Source organism: Lentzea sp. NPDC004782, from assembly GCF_040609115.1.
Lineage (GTDB): Bacteria > Actinomycetota > Actinomycetes > Mycobacteriales > Pseudonocardiaceae > Lentzea.
Genome location: NZ_JBEXJN010000038.1, coordinates 35,933 through 53,406 on the forward strand (window position 1 = coordinate 35,933; position 17,474 = coordinate 53,406).

The following is a 17,474-nucleotide window of genomic DNA, read 5'->3' on the forward strand; positions in this document are numbered from 1 at the left end:
GCACGGTAATAGCGTCCGAGCACGTTGTGGGCGGGCGGCGCGGCCTGACCTCCGGGTTTGCGCTCCCTCCTTGCCGCAGACTGCAGGAGGTCGACGATGAGTGCAGGCTCGATCTTCGTCTGGGAGGTGCTGGGGACCGCGGTCCTCATCCTCCTGGGCACCGGTGTCGTCGCGAACCAGGTGCTCAAGAACACGCTCGGCAACAGCACCGGCTTCCTGTTCGTCAACGTCGGCTGGGCCTTCGCCGTCTTCACCGGCGCGAGCATCGCGAACCCGAGCGGGGCGCACCTCAACCCGGCGGTGACGCTGGGCCTCGCCATCGCGGACAAGACGCCGTGGCGCGACGTTCCCGTCTACGTCCTCGGACAGATGGTCGGTGCGATCCTCGGCGCGATGCTCTGCTGGGCGACGTACAAGCTGCAGTTCGACACGCACGACGAGCCGCAGAACACGCTCGGCATCTTCTCCACCGGGCCGACCGTGCCGAACGTGCCGTGGAACCTGGTGTCCGAGATCATCGGCACGTTCGTGCTCGTCGCGTGGATCCTGCTGTCGCCGGGCGCGAAGGTGGCGACCGACGGGATCCCGCAGTTCGGCAACTCGGCGCTCGGCTACGCGGGTGTCGCGTTCGTCGTGCTGGTGATCGGTACCTCGCTCGGTGGCCCGACGGGCTACGCCATCAACCCGGCGCGCGACCTCGGCCCGCGCATCGCCTACGCGTTCCTCATGCCGATCCGCAACAAGGGCAACGCCAACTGGGCCTACTCGTGGGTCCCCGTCGTCGGCCCCCTCGTGGGTGGCGCGCTCGCCGCGCTGCTCTACCTGGTTCTCCCGGTCTGAAAGGACTTCTCGAATGACCCAGTACGTGGCCGCGATCGACCAGGGCACCACGTCGACCCGTTGCATGATCTTCGACCACTCGGGTCGGGTGGTGTCGGTCGACCAGAAGGAGCACGAGCAGATCTTCCCGAAGGCGGGCTGGGTCGAGCACGACCCGATGGAGGTCTGGCAGAACACCCGCCAGGTCGCCGCGGGCGCGCTCGCCAAGGCCGATCTGACCACTTCGGACATCGCCGCCGTCGGCATCACCAACCAGCGCGAGACCGCGGTCGTGTGGGACCGCAACACCGGCGAACCCGTCTACAACGCCATCGTCTGGCAGGACACCAGGACCGACAAGATCGTCGCCGAGCTGGGTGCTCTGGGCGGTGGGCAGGAGCGCTACCGGGCCAAGGTCGGCCTGCCGCTCGCGACCTACTTCTCCGGTCCCAAGATCCGCTGGATCCTCGACAACGTCGAAGGTGCGCGCGAACGCGCCGAAGCCGGCGACCTGCTGTTCGGCAACATGGACACGTGGGTGCTGTGGAACATGACGGGCGGGGTTGACGGCGGCGTGCACGTCACCGACCCGACGAACGCCTCGCGCACCATGCTCATGGACCTCGACACGCTGCAGTGGGACTCGTCGATCGCCGCCGACATGGGCATTCCGATGTCGATGCTGCCGGAGATCCGTTCCTCGTCGGAGGTCTACGGCCAGGTGCGCGAACGCGGCGCGCTGGCCGGGGTGCCGATCGCGGGCATCCTCGGCGACCAGCAGGCGGCGACGTTCGGCCAGGCCTGCCTCTCGCCGGGCGAGGCCAAGAACACCTACGGCACCGGCAACTTCATGCTGCTCAACACCGGTACCGAGAAGGTGATGAGCGAGAACGGGTTGCTCACCACCGTCTGCTACAAGATCGGTGACGCGGCTCCCGTGTACGCGCTGGAGGGCTCGATCGCCGTCACCGGCTCGCTGGTGCAGTGGCTGCGCGACAACCTCGGCATGATCGGCTCCGCGGCCGAGGTCGAGGAGCACGCGCGATCCGTGGAGGACAACGGTGGCGCGTACTTCGTGCCCGCGTTCTCCGGCTTGTTCGCACCGTACTGGCGTTCCGACGCCCGTGGCGCGATCGTCGGCCTGACCCGGTTCGTCAACAAGGGGCACCTCGCGCGGGCCGTGCTGGAGGCCACCGCCTTCCAGACGCGGGAGGTGCTCGACGCCATGAACGCCGACTCGGGCGTCGACCTGAAGGCGTTGAAGGTCGACGGCGGCATGGTCGTGAACGAGCTGCTGATGCAGTTCCAGGCGGACATCCTCGGCGTGCCGGTGATCCGGCCGGTCGTCGCCGAGACGACCGCGCTGGGTGCGGCCTACGCGGCCGGTCTCGCGGTCGGGTTCTGGAAGACCGAGGACGACATCCGCGAGAACTGGGCGCAGGACAAGAGGTGGGAGCCGCAGATGGACGAGGAGCGCCGCAGGTCCGAGTACGCGAACTGGAAGAAGGCCGTCACGAAGACCTTCGACTGGGTGCAGGACTGATGTTCATGAACGGCGCATTTGTCCACCTGAGGTGAACGAATGCGCCGTTCATCGACGTGGGCCGGGGCTGTGTCGACTCCTCGGGAAGCCTGCCGCTGCCTCGTCCTGATTGGGCTTCGCCGAATCAGGACGAGGCAGCGGCGTGCACGATCACGTTGTCGGGAGTGCCGCACGTGATCAGCCGCAGCCCCTGCTCGTCCGGGTCCCGCGCGACCGCCTCGGCGAAGAAGTTGTCGCGGATGATCCTCTCGCTGCGCGAGACGGTGAAGCGGGCGACCGAACCGTCCTTCTTGGACACTTCGAGGGTGTCGCCCTGCTGCAGGTCGTTCAGGCGGTAGAAGACGCCTCTGGCCTTGTTGCTCTCGATCCGGCCGACGATGATCCACTGCTTCGGGTGCGTCTGGTGCCACCCGGCCTGCATGCCCTCGTTGACCGGCGGCAGCTGGACCAGGCCCTGAGCGTCGAGGCCGAGCTGGACCAGCGACGACCGCACGCCGATGCGCTCGATCCGCAGTTCCATCGGGTCGGAGTCGCCGAGCGGCGAGACCACCGGCGGCGCAGCGGCATCGCTCGTCGCCGCCGACGGCTTCGGTGCCGGCGCCTGCGCACAGGCGGCGGTGGCCAGCGCCGCGGTCAGCACCGCGATCAAGACACGAGTCCCCACGAAGCCATTGACGCACATCTGGTGCGTTCGTTGCTCGACCAGATGAGATCCGAGGCACTTCTTCGATCATGCCGGGCCGCCGCCGGCTTGCGGGGCGTCGTCCGGCGGGCCTGGTGCGGTCCCTGGTGAGCGGCAGGTGACCGTCGCTTGTCCTTCGGCGTTCTCTTCGGACAGCGCGAAGGTGCTGGTCTCGGCTTTGCCGGTGCCGAAACCGTCAAGGCCGACGGTAACTCGGACGCTTGCGGCGAAGCGCGGCCCGTCAGCGCCAAGGCCACCAGCAGCACACCGGCGAGGACGAGTTTCACCGCGCCGCGCCAGTGGTGTGCTTGCGCTTCATCTTCTTCTCTCCAAGTGCGGTGTTACCCAGTCGAGATCGTCGTCGCATCAGCCGGCGGCCCGACTCGGTGATGGAGCCCGACAGCGAAGGATAGACCGAGAACGTCGTGGCGAGGTGCTCGGCGGTCAGCTGGTTCTGCACGGCCGGCGCGATCGGCAGGATCAGCTCGCTCGCGTTCGGCGCGACCACCACACCGCCGGTGAACTCGGACTCGGTCGCGAAGGCGTTGCCTCCGACGAGAACTTCGGCGTGACCTGATCATGGATGTCTCTCCCTCGGACATGGGTTGCTGGCGGAGAGCTCTTCTTCAGACCAGCGTCGCGTAGACGATGACGTTGTCCCGGTAGCTGTGCGCGGCCCGGTCGAAGCTGCCCCCACAGGTGATCAGCCGCAGCTCGGGTTCGGCGGTGTCGCCGTAGACGGCCTCGGTGGGGAAGCCGGACTTGGCGATCTGCTCGGTCTTGCGCACGCGGAACCTGGCCGTGGTGCCGTCCTTTCTGGGCACCTCGATCTCGTCACCCGCGACAAGCTCCTTGAGGCGGAAGAAGATTCCCGGCTTGTTCAGCCCGTCGACGTGGCCCAGCAGGATCGCCGGACCGGCCTCGCCGGGCGTGCGGGCGAGCTCGTACCACCCCGCAGCCGGTTGCGCCGCGGAACCGGACGTTTGGGCCGTGGAACCGGTCGGGGGCGCCGTCTGCGGGTCTGCCGCGAGTGGTGCGGCACAGGCGCCGAGAAGCGCCAGTGCCGCCACGACCGCGATGGCGAGTCGCTGCATCAGGCCGTGCCTCCGCCGCCGGTCCGCGGCGCGCCCTTCGCCTTCGCCACGAACTGCTCGAACTCCCCGACCTCGCCGTGGCCGACCCGCTGGGTTCCGCGCTGGACCAGCACGACGTCACCACCTCGGTCTGGTCGAGCGAGTAGGTGCCGGGCGTTTCGATGACCGCGAAGGCCTGGCTCTCCCGTGCGCCCGCGGCATGTGCGAATGCGAACGCGGCTCCGTGCGCGACGACGGTTGCGGAAACACGCTTCATTTCTGTTTCTCCCCCAGATCTGACTTGCACCCCGAACACGCCCCGCAGGGCGTCTCGGTTGCCAGGGGAGTGCGGTGTTACCTAGTCGAGATCGTCGTGCCGCATCAGCTGGCGGCCTGACTCGGTGATGGAGCCCGACAGCGAAGGGTAGACCGAGAACGTCGTGGCGAGGTGCTCGACGGTCAGCTGGTTCTGCACGGCCAGCGCGATCGGCAGGATCAACTCGCTCGCGTTCGGCGCGACCACCACACCGCCGATGACGACACCGGTCGCGGGGCGGCAGAACAGCTTCACGAAGCCCCGGCGCAGGCCCTCCATCTTGGCCCGCGGGTTCGTGGCGAGCGGCAGCATGATCGTGCGCGCGGGCACCTCACCCGAGTCGATCGCCTGCTGGCTGATGCCGACGCTCGCGATCTCGGGGTTGGTGAAGACGTTCGCGGCGACGGTCTTGAGCTTGATCGGGCTGACGCCCTCGCCCAGCGCGTGCCACATGGCGATGCGGCCCTGCATGGCGGCCACGGACGCGAGCAGCAGCACACCGGTGCAGTCGCCGGCCGCGTAGACGCCGCTGACGTTGGTCCGGCTGACCCGGTCGACCGGGATGTACCCGCCGCGCCCGAGCTCGATGCCGATCTTGTCCAGGCCGATGTCGGCGGTGTTCGGCACCGAACCGACCGTCATCAGCGCGTGGGATGCCTCGATCGTGCGACCGTCTTCCAGGTGGATCAGCACACCGTCACCGGTGTTCTCGACCCGGTCCGCGCGGGCGTGCTTGACGACGGCCGTGCCGCGCTCGGCGAACACGTCCTCCAGCACCGCGGCCGCGTCGGCGTCCTCGTGGGGCAGCACCCGGTCCCTGGACGAGACCATGGTCACCTTCACGCCCATCTCGGTGTAGGCGGAGGCGAACTCGACACCCGTCACACCCGAACCGATGACCGCGAGGTGCTCGGGCAGTTCGGGCAGGTCGTAGATCTGCCGCCAGGTGAGGACCCGCTTGCCGTCCGGCTCCGCGCCGTCGAGGACCCGCGGCGTGGCGCCCGTTGCGATGAGCACCACATCGGCGTTGAGGGTCTCTTCCTCGCCGCCTGCGCCGATGGCGACGACCTGGTGCTGGGCGAGCCCGCGCGAGCCGTCCGCGAACCTGGCGCGCCCGTTGATCAGCCGCACGCCCTCGCGCTGCAGCCGCGCCCGGACGTCCGCGGACTGCGCGAGCGCGAGGCCCTTCACCCGTCCGTGGACCACCGGCAGGTCGACCGCGGCCTGGTCGTTGTTGGTCTGAATGCCCAGCTCACCGGCGTTGCGGAAGGCGCTGCGGGCACCCGCGGAGGCGATGAAGGTCTTGGACGGAACGCAGTCGTACAGGACGCACGCGCCACCGGCGCCGTCGTTCTCCACCACGGTCACGTCGGCGCCGTGTTGCGCCGCGACCAGGGCTGCCTCGTAACCTGCGGGTCCGCCGCCCATGATGACGATGCGGGTCACGATCAGTTCCCTTCTGCGCGCTTGCTGGCCGGCACAACCGTACGCGTTGGCCGAATCGCCCGTGTCGTCAGTACCGAAAGCTGATCGCCGGGTCGCTACGCTGTCGGACGTGCCGCTCTATGCCGCGTACGGGTCGAACATGGATCCGAACCAGATGATGGAGCGAGCCCCGTACTCCCCGCTCGCGGGGACCGGCTGGCTCGTGGGTTGGCGCCTGACCTTCGGCGGCGAGGATCTCGGCTGGGAGGGCGCGCTCGCGACGATCGTCGAAGATCCCGACGCGCAGACGTTCTGCGTGCTCTACGACGTCTCGCCCCGCGACGAGTCGCGCCTCGACCGCTGGGAGGGGGCGCTCGGCCTCTACAAGAAGATCCGGCTGCGGGTGCAGACCCTGGAGGGGTCCGTGGTGGCCTGGCTGTACGTGCTGGACGCGTACGAGGGCGGGCTGCCGTCGGCTCGGTACATCGGGGTGGTCGCGGACGCGGCCGAGGCTGCCGGGGCGCCCGATGACTACGTGAACGACCTGCGGACGCGACCTTGCCAGGGCATCGGGCCCTGAGTTCTCCGGCTCGCGCTCACGACCGCCGGCTGGTGGATGAAGGGCTCCTTCATCCACCTGTGGTCGATGAAGGAGCCCTTCATCGACCGCGACGAGCGGGCGGGGTCGCGCCGGAAGCGTTGCCGGGCGGGTGCGTGTGACCGCATGTACGCGGTCTAAGAACCCGCCGCCTCCTCCAGCAGTTCCACCAGGTGGTGGTGCAGGCGGCGGTAGTCCACGGGCGTGATGGTCGACCACGGCGGCTGGCCCGGCGTGGCGCGGCGCATCTGCAGGTAGCGGCCCTTCGGGGTGTCGTAGAAGGCGACGACGCGATCCGGGCGGACGCGTTTGCCCCACTTGTCGCGGGCGGCGGCGCCGAACTGGCCTCGGTTCGAGACGTCACGGACCATTTCGGCCAGGGTGTCGGCGTCCGCAGGGCGGATCACGCCGCGCAGGGCTGCTGCCAGGTCTTCCGGCGTGGCCGCTGAGGCGGCTGCCGCGTCGAGGTCCGCGGAGGGGAGGGTGATGGAGTGGCCCTCGCCTGCCGGGGCCGCCGGGAGGGCGGTGAGGGCCTCGCGCGGCAGGCCGCCGGCTTCGGCCGGGCGCAGGACCAGTTGGCCGCTGTCCAGGACGGCCAGGACGCCTGCCTGGCCCTTGCCTGCGGCGAGGACGCGGACGCTGCGTTCGTGCAGCCACAGGCGGCCGTCGACTTCCTGCTGCGGGCGGTTCAGGACGTGCAGCAGGTCTTCCAGGGTCGGGTCCAGGGAACGCGGGCCGCCCAGGCCTCGTGCGCCGAGCTGACGCCAGACCTGGTCCTCGACGGCCCTGCGTTCCTCGCGGGTCTTGCCCGGTGACGGGACCTTGAGCACCAGGGGCATCGTCTCCAGCCCCAGGTGTTCCCAGAGGACGTCGAACTCCAGCGTGGAGATGATCACCGGGTCGCGCGTGTCGCTCGTCCCCATGTCCAGGCCCAGCACAGTCATCAGTCGGTCGTGCTCTCCCCGATCACGGGCAGCGAGTAGCTGCCCACGCCGTAGATGTCGTCGCGTTCGCGCAGGTAGTCGGCGGCCTTGTGCTCCAGGTCCTCCTCTTCCTCGCCCTGGCGCGGGCCGCCCATGCCGCCGAACGGGTCGTACTGCTGCGACATCGGCACGGCCCGGCGGTGCACCTGGTCGCCATCGGACGCGGCCGCGCCGACCGTGCCCAACGGGCCCATGGCGGAACCGGCGGACGAACCCACACCGGCGGGGCCGCCGTGGTTCATCATCTGGCCCACCGCGGCCGACGACGCGGCGGTCGCGCCCTCCTCCATCTCCTTGGACGAGGAGGAACCGGAACGGCCGGAGCGCGGGCCCGGCACGCCGACGCCCGCGGTGCCCGTGGTGGACGGGCCGGACGTGCCTGCGGACGAGAGCGAGGTCGTCGAGCCCTTCGACGAGGACGACGAACCGGCCGGCACCGACGTGCCGGAGGTGCGCGTCGAGGAGCCGGGAGGCGCCTGCGTGCCACCACGAGGCGGGGGAGCGGCGGAGACCCGCGAACCCGTGCCCGTGCGACTGCGCGTGACGCTGCCACCGGTGGTGCCCTGCGGACCGACGATCCAGGTGCCGGGCGTGCCCACCTGGGCGCCGCCGCCGTGCGTCACGCCGGTGGTGCTGATCTGCAGCTGCGGCGGCTGGCTGAACTGGCCCAGGGTCGAGGTGTTCGCGGTCGTGGACGACGCGTAGGTGGACATGACCTCACGGGCGCGGCGCTCGGCCGCGTCCTGGGCCGCCTCCTGCTTCTCGTGGTCGGTCTGGCCGACGAAGAGGTGCGTGAGGCCGGTGATCAGGGCGCCCGGCTGCTCCGAGGTCACCTCGACCGGGGCCGGCATGTCCGCGCGGGCCTTCGAGATGTTGTTCGCCTGCAGTTCCGCCGAGCAGCGCATGACGTCGGCGCCGGTGCGGGCGCTGTCGGCCCAGGCCGCGATCGGGTTCAGGCCGGCCTGCGCCATCTCGGCGGCCTTGCCGGTCCACTTCGCGCCGGACAGCGTGATGCCCTTGTGCAGGTCGTCGTTGATCTCGGTCAACGCGGTCGACACGCCCTGCCAGCGCTCCATCGACGCGAACGACGCGGACGGGCCGGGGCCGGCGTGGATGCGTTCGTACAGCTCCTTGTGGCTGTAGCCCTCCCAGCGGTGGTCTGCCATCTTCAGCACCCGCTCTTGTTCATCATGCCGGTGTTGTCGCCCTCGACCACCCGGTACTGCCGCTCGATCTGGTTCAGGTTGTCCATCGCGGTCTTGAGCTGGCGCTGGTAGTTCAGCAACGCCTGCAGCGCCGAGTCGTTGTCGGTGATCGACCTGTCGTTGAACTTCTCGGCCGCCTCCTGGCTGACCGGGTCACCCGCCCACGGGCGGACGCGGAACTCGGTGATCGCCATCTCGATCTGCTTGTCGAGCTTGGTCAGCGCGGCGGAGAAGGTGTTGCGCAACGCCGGGATCGCCTCCGGTTCCACGCTCAGTTCGTGGCTGACGGGTGGCGAGGTGTCGGCCCCGCTGCGTCCCCCTGGCGGCATGGTGCGACCTCCGGCGGTTGTGCGTACAAGCGCTTCGTCACTCTAACCACCGAAGGTGACGCTGTGGAGTGCGATCAGTGACTTCCGCCCGTGTGGGTCAGCGCTTCTGGAGCAAACTGGCCATGGCCGCCTCGGCCACCCGCTGTGCGCCCAGGCAAAGATGATCTTGTTGCACCGCAGTGGAATTCCCGCCGTCGCGGAACATGACGTCGAGGAACTGGCCGTCCGCCACGTCGATCTCCACGTTGCAGACGTCGTCGATGCCGGGTGTGCGGACAGTAATCGCCGCGAAACCCTCGATCGTGCTGACCTTGTAGTCCACCTGGGCGTTCTCGGAGAGCCACACCTCGGCCCCGGACGCCAGCACCAGCGCGAGCCGCGCCACGTTGCCGCTGGTCGTGCTGCGCATCGTGCACGCCTTCGCACCGCCGAAGCTCGTCTCGACGTACGCGCTGGGCGGGTTGTCCAGGCTCAGCGAGGTGCGCTGGTCAGGCGTCAGCACGGCGCACGGGTCGACGTCGTCGAGAGGCACGGCGCGCGGTCGCTGCGGGAAGTCCAGGTGCGAGGCCGTGGTCGACGGCGTCGAGGGAGGTGTTGGTGGCGTGCTGCCCAGGGAGCTGTGGGCGGGTCCGGCCGTGCACCCGGCCAGCGCCACCGCGACGATGAGGAGCGCCGTGGTCCGCATGGCCGGTCACCGTAGCTGCTCGGGGTGGGGGTCTGTCGCCAGCCGCGCCCACAGCAGCTCGTCAACGCGCTGGTCATCGATGATCGTCTCGTCGCGAAGTCGACCCTCCAGGGTGAATCCGCACTTCTCCGCGACGCGCTGTGACGCCGTGTTGAACACCGAGTGCTTGTAGACGACCCGGTGCAGGTCCATCGCACCGAACGCCCAGCCCAGCACGGCGTTGAGCGCGGTCGGCAGCACGCCCTTGCCTCGGTGCGCCGGGTGGGTCCAGCAGGTCACCTCGGCCGATCCGAACTGGAGGTCGAGGTTGTTGAGGATGATCCCGGCGACCAGGTCCGCGGTGACCGCCTCGCACACAGCCCACGACCAGCGGTAGTTCTTCGCCCAGCCGCTGGTCATCAGCATGATGAACAGCTCGGCGGTCGCGGGGCTGTCGACGGTCAGGCGGTTCATGTACCGCTTGGTCTCGGGATCCGCGTAGATCTCGACCAGCGCCGGCACGTCGTTGACGCGGTCGTCGTTGCGGAAGGCGCGCAGGTAGTACTCGCCTGCGTTGATCTCGACTGGCTCCACGGCAATGAGGCTAACCGCCGCAGCGGCCGCGCCTAGGGCTCGCCGGTGAAACCTTCGTGCCGTTCCGCCACCTCGTCGAGCCGGTCGCGGTGCGCGGACGCGGGCGTGCCGTCCGGTGCCGTGGTGAGCTCGATCACCCAGTCCACGTCCTCGGCGTCGTCCTCGCCCGCCAGCATGTCGCGGTGCACCGCGCACGGTCCCCAGCCGTCCGCGAGCAGCTCCTGCGCCAGCTCCTCGGCCTCGTCGCGGTCGGGCAGGATCAGCAGCACGGTCGGCGGGATCAGCCCGCGCACCGCCAAAGCCGTCCGCAACGCCGCCGTGTCCGGCACGTGCACGCCGTCCAGTCCCGCCTCGCGGGCGGCCGAGACGTTCTCCTCGGTGTCGTCGCAGAACACCGCGGTCTGGTGGCCGAGCTCGTCCAGCACCCGCCGGAAGATCACCGGATCGGGTTTCGCGACCCCGAGCCGCGCCGAGTTGAAGATCGCGTCGAACTCGGCGTCCAGGCCGAGCCGGGCGAGGTCCGCCTCCAGCCGCGTGGTCGCGTTGGACAGCAACGCCACGAAGCAGTGCCTGCGCGCGGCCCGCACCAACGTCAGCGCCTCGGTGATCACCTCACCTGGCGTGGCCTCGAAGCCCGGGCCGACCTCCTGCCGCCACTGCTCGTCGGTGATCTCACCGGTGACGGCGCGGTGCAGCAGCGTCGGTTCGAAGGCGATCTCGGCGATCTCGGGCGGCAGGGGCGGCAACGCGCGCAGCACCCCGTCGAGATCGAGCAGCAGCAACGGTTTCAGCGCCGGCGTCCGTTCCACTGGCCCCACAGGACCGCCGCGAGGGGGATGAGCGCGAAGATCAGCGGGTTCCTGACCACCGTGAAGAACAGGATCACCGCGGCGATGCCGACCACGGGCACGACCGCGCCCTCCCAGCGGCGTGCCGGTGCCCTGGACGGCTGGGGGAACATCGGCATCGGGGTCGCGAACTGCGGACGCGGGTCCGGCAGGTCGTAGAACAACGCCATCAACTCGCCGCGGGTCTTCGCGGTCGTGATCTTCGCGGACCGCTCGCCGTACTCCTCGATGTCGATGCGTCCCGCGCTCATGTGCTCGCCGAGCACCTCCAACGCCTGCTGGCGTTCGGTGTCACCGATGCGGATGTCCCTCGACGGGTCGCTCACGTACGCAATCGTAGGTGAGCGACCCCTGCGGTCAGTCCTTGATCTCGCAGATCACGGTGCCCTGGGTGATCGGGTCGCCGGGAGCGGCCGCGAGACCCGTCACGGTGCCCGCCTTGTGCGCCGTCACCGGGTTCTCCATCTTCATGGCCTCCAGGACCACGATCAGCTCGCCCGCCTCGACGGTCTGCCCGTCCTCGACGGCCACCTTCACGATCGTGCCCTGCATCGGCGCGGCCACCGCGTCCCCGGACACCGCGGCGGAACTGCCGCCCGCGCGCTTCGGCTTCGGCTTCCTCGCGGCGGCAGCGGCCGGACGCGCGGCACCGACGGCGAGGTCACCCGGCAGCGACACCTCCAGGCGGCGCCCGCCGACCTCGACCACCACGGTCTGCCGCGGCGTCTCCTCGCCGGCTTCCGCAGCACCGCCGGTGAACGGCGCGATCTGGTTGTCGAACTCGGTCTCGATCCACCGCGTGTGGACGGTGAAGCCCTCGGGCTTCTCGGCGGTGAACGCCGCGTCCCGCACGATCGCGCGGTGGAACGGCAGCACGGTCGCCATGCCGTCCACGACCATCTCGTCGAGCGCGCGGCGGGCACGGGCGAGCGCCTCGTCGCGGTTCTCGCCGGTGACGATCAGCTTGGCCAGCAACGAGTCGAACTGCCCGCCGATCACCGAGCCGCTCTCGACACCGGCGTCCACCCGGACACCGGGACCGGACGGCGCGACGAACGTCGTGACGGTGCCCGGCGCCGGGAGGAAGCCGCGACCGGCGTCCTCACCGTTGATGCGGAACTCGATGGAGTGCGCGCGCGGCGTCGGGTCCTCGGTGTGCTTGAGCTTCTCGCCCGCGGCGATGCGGAACTGCTCGCGCACCAGGTCGATGCCGGTCGTCTCCTCCGACACCGGGTGTTCGACCTGCAGGCGCGTGTTGACCTCCAGGAACGAGATCGACCCGTCGAGGCCGACGAGGTACTCCACCGTGCCGGCGCCGTGGTAGCCGGCCTCCTTGCAGATCGCCTTGGCGGAGCTGTGGATCGTCGCGCGCTGGTCGTCGGTCAGGAACGGCGCGGGCGCCTCCTCGACCAGCTTCTGGTGACGCCGCTGCAGCGAGCAGTCGCGGGTGCCGACGACGATCACGTTGCCGTGGGTGTCGGCGAGGACCTGCGCCTCGACGTGCCGCGGCTTGTCCAGGTACCGCTCGACGAAGCACTCGCCGCGGCCGAACGCCGTGACGGCCTCGCGGACCGCGGAGTCGAACAGCTCGGGGATCTCCTCGATCGTGCGCGCGACCTTCAGCCCGCGACCGCCACCGCCGAACGCGGCCTTGATCGCCACCGGCAGTCCGTGCTCCTGCGCGAACGCGATGATCTCGTCCGGTCCGGAGACCGGGTCCTTGGTGCCGGGCACCAGCGGCGCGCCCGCGCGCATGGCGATGTGCCGCGCGGTCACCTTGTCGCCGAGGTCGCGGATCGCCTGCGGGGTCGGGCCGATCCAGACCAGGCCCGCGTCGATCACGGCCTGCGCGAAGTCGGCGTTCTCGGACAGGAAGCCGTAACCGGGGTGTACCGAGTCGGCACCGGACTGCGCGGCGGCGGCCAGCACCTTCTCGAACGACAGGTAGCTCTCGCCCGGCGTGTTGCCGCCGAGCGCGAACGCCTCGTCCGCGAGCCGGACGAACGGTGCGTCGCGGTCGGGGTCGGCGTAGATCGCGACACTGGCCAGGCCGGCGTCACGGCAGGCGCGGATGACCCGGACGGCGATCTCACCGCGGTTGGCGATGAGGACCTTGCGCAGCGACACGGCGTCGTACCTCCTGCTGGACCGGTAATTACGGCTCTGGCTGGTGCCGCAGTCTACGGAAATCGGTGAACTCCGAGAGGGAGAGACGGCTCACTTCACATCCATCCTGAGCCCATCCGCCACAATCTGCGATGTGGGTGGGTCCAGATCGGTGCAGGTGACTGCCGTCGCGGCGGCCGCCGTGGTCGTCGCGGGGCTGGTGTTCGCCTATTTCCAGCGCCCGCACAACACCGATTCAGCCCAATCCGGTACCGACGCCGGAATGCGCTGCGGTACCACCGTCTGCCAGGTCGTGATCGGCAAGTCGGTCGGCAAGGACCTCGTCGAGCTGCTCAGCGGCACCGGCGGCGGGCGGATCAGGGTGACCGGCGAGTCCGGCCCGTTCATCTTCGAGATGACCATCGCCGAGTCCGGTGCGACGGTGAACGACAAGTCGCTGCAGTGCGCGGAGGCGGCGGTCAGCGTGTGCCTGGTGCGCGGAGCGCGCGGCAGCGAGATGCTCGGCGAGGTGCTGGTCCGCAAGAACGGCACGTGGTCGCGCGCGCAGGACAACTACCTGGCCAGCGCCGGATATCTCGGGCTGCACGACGTCAATGACGACGGCACCGCGGACATCATCGCCGCCCAGCACGCGTGCGAAGGCCAGTGCAACAACGCGTTCCTGCAGGTGTTCTCGCCGCTCGGCCCGAACCTCGGCTGCACGCAACCGGCACCGGCGCGGGAGCAGCTCGCGGGCTGGCCCACACCGGTGCCGAAGATGTCGCAGCTTCGTCCGTGCGCTGATTCCTAGGCGGTCACGAGCTCACGGTCGGCCGCAGGCTCCTCCTCGATCAGGTTCTCGCTGCGCGCCACCAGCACCGGCACGGTGATCTGGCCGGCCACGTTGGTCGCGGTGCGGATCATGTCGAGGATCGGGTCGATCGCGTAGACCACGGCCACACCGGTCGCGATGACCTGCGGCGGCAGGCCGACGACGCTCAGCGTCAGCGTGAGCATCGTGTACCAGCCGGTCGTGCCCGCGGTGGCCAGCGCGCCGAACACGGCGACGAGCACGATGCCGACGTACTGCCACACCGAGAGCTGGATGCCGAAGAGGTTCGCGATGAAGATCGTCGCGATGGCCGGGTAGACCGCGGCGCACCCGTCCATCTTGGTCGTGGTGCCCAGCGGCACGGCGAAGTTCGCGTACTCCTGCGAGACGCCGAGCTCGGTGGCCGCCTTGCGGGACAACGGAAGCGTGGCGCCGGAGGAGCGCGAGACGAACGCGAACTGGATGGCCGTGCCGGCCTTGCGGAAGAACTCGACCGGTGAGGTCCTGCCGACGAACTTCAGCAGGATCGGGTAGACGACGAACAGCACCAGCAGCGTGCCGGCGTAGACCGCGAGGATCAACGAGAACAGCGGTCGCACGAACGAGTTGCCGTACGACGCCACGGCGTTGCCGATGAGACCGAAGATGCCGATCGGCGCGAGCAGGATGATCCAGCCGACGACCTTCTGCACGATGTCGAAGAACGACCGGACCAGGTTCGTGAACGGCGCGGCCTTCTCACCGAGCGCGTAGGCGGCGAAACCGACCAGCACCGCGATGAAGACGACCTGCAGCACCTCGCCCTCGGTGAAGGCGCTGAAGATGTTGCTGGGCACCAGGTTGTCGAGCAACGCGCTCCACGAACCGGACGTGCGCTTGGCGAGCTTGTCGACCGCGCCGGCGGCGGGCTCGATGTGCACGCCCTGGCCGGGCTTGACGATCGCGCCGACCGCGAGACCGATCAGCACGGCGATGAACGACGTGGTGGCGAACCACAGGAACGTCTTGCCGCCGAGCCGGGCGGCGGTGCGGCCGCCGCCGAGGTTCCGCAGCGACGCGATGCCGACGACGATCGCGGTGAACACCAGCGGGATCACGGTCAGCTGCAGCAGCGAGGTGAAGACCGAACCGGTCTTGGCGAGCACGGGCGCGAGCCACGTGCCCTTGCCGAGCCAGCCGGCGAGCGCGCCGAGCACGAGCGCGCCGAGCACGGTCAGGCCGAAAACCTTGGGCTTGCGATAGGTCTGGACGAACGACACCGGGACATCTCCGTTTGCAGGGATGAGCGAAAGGGGGCGGGAGCGTCAGCTCCGACAGCCCGTGCTCGTCCTGCGGCCGTGGTCGATGTGCCGGCGGCGCGTCAAAAACTCGTTCATCGCACTGCCCCCAACGCGTGTGCCGGGAGCAGTCTTCCCTGATCAAGCCAAGTGTGACCAGCACTACCAGAGCGTGGACACCGCGACGCCCACCTGACCCAGCAGCCGCCGCGTGAGCGGCAGGCTGATGCCGATCACCGACGTGTGGTCGCCGTCGATGCCGTCGATGAACCAGCCGCCGAGCCCGTCGATCGTGAAGCCGCCCGCGACGTGCAACGGCTCGCCCGTCGCGATGTACGCCTCCAGCTCCTCCTCCGACGGCGTGCCGAACCGCACGGTCGTCGACTCGGCGGCGGAGGCCCTGTCGACCACCTCGCCACCGGAGACCCTGAGCACGGTGTGCCCGGTGATCAGCACGCCGCTCTTGCCCGCCACCCGCAGCCACCGCTCCCGCGCGACCTCGGCCGTGCCCGGCTTGCCCATGAGCTCGCCCTCGAACAGCAGCATCGAGTCGCAACCGACCACGACGCACTCGTCGTCGTGCTCGATCGCCTCCGCCTTCGCCGCGGACAGCGCGACGACGGTCTCCTCCGGCGTGGGGTTGGCGAGCGACGCGACGAGCGCGTCCTCGTCGACGCCGGACACGCGGACGACGGGCTCGACGCCCGCGGACCGCAGGACGCTAAGACGGGCGGGTGACTGGGAGGCCAGGATCAGACGCACGCCCGGAGTCTTGCACGCCGGTTTCGCGCTTCATCAGCACCGCCGCGGTCACGCCGACGAGGGTGGACGTGACCAGCATGAGCAACGCGCCGCGCGTGGCTGAGGTGAAGTCGCCCGTGGCGGCCAGCACGATCTGCAGCACGGCACCGGTGCCCGCGCTGCCGAGCACGCCGCCGAACTGCCGCGAGGTGTTGTAGATGCCGGCGCCCGCGCCCATCAGCCGCGGGTCGAGCGTCTTCGTGGCGATGTTGGTGAGCGGCGAGTAGACCATCCCCATGCCGCAGCCCACCACGACGAGCGCGGGCAGCAGGGTCCACGGCGATCCGCCGAGCTGCAGCGTCATCACGGTGATGCCGAGCCCGAGCATGGTGAAGCCGGTGATCGGCAGGTACTTCGCGCCCGGCCCGTTCGACCACCGTCCCGCGAAGAACGCCACCACCCCGGACGCCAGCGAGGTCGGTGCCGTGAGCAGACCGGCCTCGAACGCCGACAGCTTCGGCACGGTCTGCACGAACAGCACGAGCGGCACGAACAGCCCGGTGACCGAGAAGCCGATCATCACGTTGGCGATGTTGCCGAGCGAGAAGTTCCGGTTGCCGAAGATCCGCAACGGCAGCAGCGGCTCGCCGTTGCGCGCCGCCGCCTGCCACAGCACGAACGCCACCAGCAGCACCACACCCGCGACGATGATCTCGGCGATCGTGACCGGGCCGGCGACCCTGCCCCAGCCGTAGTGCTCGCCGTTCTGCACGCCGAACACGACCAGCCCGAGCCCGAGGCAGCACAGCACGACGCCGAGCACGTCGAACCGGTGCGACCGGCCCGGCTGCCAGTCCGGGACCCAGCGCAGCACCAGCACCGCGGCGACCACACCGATCGGCACGTTGACGAAGAAGATCCACTCCCAGCCGAGCTGCGTGACCAGCACCCCGCCGAGCAGCGGCCCGGACACCGTCGCGAACCCCGCGACCGACCCCCACACGCCGAGCGCGGCACCGCGCCGGTGCGGCGGGAACAGGTGCGTGATGAACGCCATCGTCTGCGGGGTCATGGCCGCGGCACCCAGCCCCTGCACGGCGCGGGCGGCGATGAGCAGTTCGGCGCTGCCGGACAGGCCGCAGGTCAGCGAGGCCAGCACGAAGATCGTGAGCCCGGCGAGGTAGACGCGCTTCGGCCCGAACCGGTCGCCCAGCCTGCCCGTCAGCAGCAGCGGCACCGCGAACGACAGCAGGTACGCGCTGTTGACCCAGATGATGTCGTTGAGCGACGCCCGCAGCCCCGAGATCATCGCGGGCATCGCGACGTTCACGATGGTCGTGTCCAGCAGGATCATGAAGAACCCGACGCAGAGCGCCGCAACGGCCCGCCAGGCGGTTCGAGTAGTACTACTGATGCGCGCTCGCCTCCTCCATGGGCAC

18 protein-coding genes and 1 pseudogene are annotated in these 17,474 nt (G+C 69.7%); 4 read left to right on the forward strand and 15 right to left on the reverse strand.

Annotated elements, in window-relative coordinates; translation table 11 throughout:
* The first annotated feature begins 96 nt into the window (after nt 1-96).
* Together ABZV40_RS30295 and glpK are read left to right on the forward strand one after the other, a co-directional pair.
* Entirely contained in the window at nt 97-840 is a 744-nt protein-coding gene (locus ABZV40_RS30295) for an MIP/aquaporin family protein (protein ID WP_355448944.1), read from the forward strand.
* A gap of 13 nt (nt 841-853) precedes the next feature.
* Nucleotides 854-2,362: a glycerol kinase GlpK gene (gene glpK / locus ABZV40_RS30300; RefSeq protein ID WP_355448947.1), complete on the forward strand. Its 1,509-nt coding sequence runs from the start codon at nt 854-856 to the stop codon at nt 2,360-2,362.
* A gap of 124 nt (nt 2,363-2,486) precedes the next feature.
* Here the strand turns inward: glpK and ABZV40_RS30305 are convergent, their stop codons facing one another.
* The 4 genes and pseudogenes from ABZV40_RS30305 to ABZV40_RS30320 all read right to left on the reverse strand — a co-directional run bounded on the left by ABZV40_RS30305 (nt 2,487) and on the right by ABZV40_RS30320 (nt 5,879).
* Nucleotides 2,487-3,026, reverse strand: a complete 540-nt coding sequence (locus tag ABZV40_RS30305; protein ID WP_355448950.1) for a sortase — start codon at nt 3,024-3,026, stop codon at nt 2,487-2,489.
* Nucleotides 3,027-3,405: 379 nt separating this feature from the next.
* Nucleotides 3,406-3,561, reverse strand: a pseudogene (locus ABZV40_RS30310) (NAD(P)H-quinone dehydrogenase); the annotation flags it as partial.
* Nucleotides 3,562-3,670: 109 nt separating this feature from the next.
* Nucleotides 3,671-4,138, reverse strand: a complete 468-nt coding sequence (locus ABZV40_RS30315; protein WP_355448953.1) for a sortase — start codon at nt 4,136-4,138, stop codon at nt 3,671-3,673.
* 337 nt (nt 4,139-4,475) lie between these two features.
* Nucleotides 4,476-5,879, reverse strand: a complete 1,404-nt coding sequence (locus tag ABZV40_RS30320) for an NAD(P)H-quinone dehydrogenase (protein WP_355448956.1) — start codon at nt 5,877-5,879, stop codon at nt 4,476-4,478.
* 109 nt (nt 5,880-5,988) lie between these two features.
* Here ABZV40_RS30320 and ABZV40_RS30325 point away from each other — a divergent pair, with 109 nt between their 5' ends.
* Complete coding sequence (locus tag ABZV40_RS30325; protein ID WP_189257656.1) at nt 5,989-6,438, forward strand: gamma-glutamylcyclotransferase family protein; 450 nt, start codon at nt 5,989-5,991, stop codon at nt 6,436-6,438.
* 155 nt (nt 6,439-6,593) lie between these two features.
* Here the strand turns inward: ABZV40_RS30325 and ABZV40_RS30330 are convergent, their stop codons facing one another.
* From ABZV40_RS30330 to ABZV40_RS30365, 8 genes are all read right to left on the reverse strand, one after another.
* Nucleotides 6,594-7,400, reverse strand: a complete 807-nt coding sequence (locus ABZV40_RS30330; RefSeq protein ID WP_355448959.1) for an ESX secretion-associated protein EspG — start codon at nt 7,398-7,400, stop codon at nt 6,594-6,596.
* Nucleotides 7,400-8,605: a PPE domain-containing protein gene (locus ABZV40_RS30335; RefSeq protein WP_355448962.1), complete on the reverse strand. Its 1,206-nt coding sequence runs from the start codon at nt 8,603-8,605 to the stop codon at nt 7,400-7,402. The genes ABZV40_RS30330 and ABZV40_RS30335 overlap by 1 nt, the downstream gene beginning before the upstream one ends.
* Before the next feature lie 2 nt (nt 8,606-8,607).
* Nucleotides 8,608-8,973, reverse strand: a complete 366-nt coding sequence (locus ABZV40_RS30340; RefSeq protein ID WP_355448965.1) for a transcriptional regulator — start codon at nt 8,971-8,973, stop codon at nt 8,608-8,610.
* A gap of 97 nt (nt 8,974-9,070) precedes the next feature.
* Nucleotides 9,071-9,658, reverse strand: coding sequence for a DUF3558 domain-containing protein (locus ABZV40_RS30345; protein ID WP_355448968.1), 588 nt, complete (start codon nt 9,656-9,658; stop codon nt 9,071-9,073).
* A 6-nt stretch (nt 9,659-9,664) separates the two neighbouring features.
* Complete coding sequence (locus ABZV40_RS30350) at nt 9,665-10,231, reverse strand: GNAT family protein (RefSeq protein ID WP_355448971.1); 567 nt, start codon at nt 10,229-10,231, stop codon at nt 9,665-9,667.
* Nucleotides 10,232-10,263: 32 nt separating this feature from the next.
* Nucleotides 10,264-11,040, reverse strand: a complete 777-nt coding sequence (locus ABZV40_RS30355) for an HAD-IA family hydrolase (RefSeq protein WP_355448974.1) — start codon at nt 11,038-11,040, stop codon at nt 10,264-10,266.
* Nucleotides 11,019-11,405 (reverse strand): DUF1707 domain-containing protein, encoded by a 387-nt coding sequence (locus ABZV40_RS30360; RefSeq protein ID WP_355448977.1) that lies wholly within the window; start codon nt 11,403-11,405, stop codon nt 11,019-11,021. Before ABZV40_RS30360 ends, ABZV40_RS30355 begins: the two co-directional genes overlap by 22 nt.
* A gap of 31 nt (nt 11,406-11,436) precedes the next feature.
* The gene (locus ABZV40_RS30365; protein WP_355448980.1) at nt 11,437-13,206 is read right to left on the reverse strand and encodes an acetyl/propionyl/methylcrotonyl-CoA carboxylase subunit alpha; all 1,770 of its coding nucleotides are present in this window, start codon (nt 13,204-13,206) and stop codon (nt 11,437-11,439) included.
* Nucleotides 13,207-13,357: 151 nt separating this feature from the next.
* Here ABZV40_RS30365 and ABZV40_RS30370 point away from each other — a divergent pair, with 151 nt between their 5' ends.
* On the forward strand, nt 13,358-13,996 hold the full coding sequence (locus ABZV40_RS30370; RefSeq protein ID WP_355448983.1) for a hypothetical protein: 639 nt from the start codon (nt 13,358-13,360) through the stop codon (nt 13,994-13,996).
* On the opposite strand, the gene ABZV40_RS30375 is transcribed toward ABZV40_RS30370, so the two are convergent.
* From ABZV40_RS30375 to ABZV40_RS30385, 3 genes are all read right to left on the reverse strand, one after another.
* Nucleotides 13,993-15,276, reverse strand: a complete 1,284-nt coding sequence (locus ABZV40_RS30375; RefSeq protein ID WP_355448986.1) for a dicarboxylate/amino acid:cation symporter — start codon at nt 15,274-15,276, stop codon at nt 13,993-13,995. The genes ABZV40_RS30370 and ABZV40_RS30375 overlap by 4 nt on opposite strands.
* 180 nt (nt 15,277-15,456) lie before the next feature.
* Complete coding sequence (locus tag ABZV40_RS30380) at nt 15,457-16,056, reverse strand: nucleoside triphosphate pyrophosphatase (RefSeq protein WP_355448989.1); 600 nt, start codon at nt 16,054-16,056, stop codon at nt 15,457-15,459.
* Nucleotides 16,016-17,449, reverse strand: a complete 1,434-nt coding sequence (locus ABZV40_RS30385; RefSeq protein ID WP_355449121.1) for a DHA2 family efflux MFS transporter permease subunit — start codon at nt 17,447-17,449, stop codon at nt 16,016-16,018. The genes ABZV40_RS30380 and ABZV40_RS30385 overlap by 41 nt, the downstream gene beginning before the upstream one ends.
* Between the last annotated feature and the right edge of the window lie 25 nt (nt 17,450-17,474).

Coding starts and splice junctions, on each gene's coding strand:
- ABZV40_RS30295 (WP_355448944.1), top strand. CDS start 97: ATGAGTGCAGGCTCGATCTTCGTCTGGGAGGTGCTGGGGACCGCGGTC.
- glpK (WP_355448947.1), top strand. CDS start 854: ATGACCCAGTACGTGGCCGCGATCGACCAGGGCACCACGTCGACCCGT.
- ABZV40_RS30315 (WP_355448953.1), bottom strand. CDS start 4,138: ATGCAGCGACTCGCCATCGCGGTCGTGGCGGCACTGGCGCTTCTCGGC.
- ABZV40_RS30330 (WP_355448959.1), bottom strand. CDS start 7,400: ATGACTGTGCTGGGCCTGGACATGGGGACGAGCGACACGCGCGACCCG.
- ABZV40_RS30335 (WP_355448962.1), bottom strand. CDS start 8,605: ATGGCAGACCACCGCTGGGAGGGCTACAGCCACAAGGAGCTGTACGAA.
- ABZV40_RS30340 (WP_355448965.1), bottom strand. CDS start 8,973: ATGCCGCCAGGGGGACGCAGCGGGGCCGACACCTCGCCACCCGTCAGC.
- ABZV40_RS30345 (WP_355448968.1), bottom strand. CDS start 9,658: ATGCGGACCACGGCGCTCCTCATCGTCGCGGTGGCGCTGGCCGGGTGC.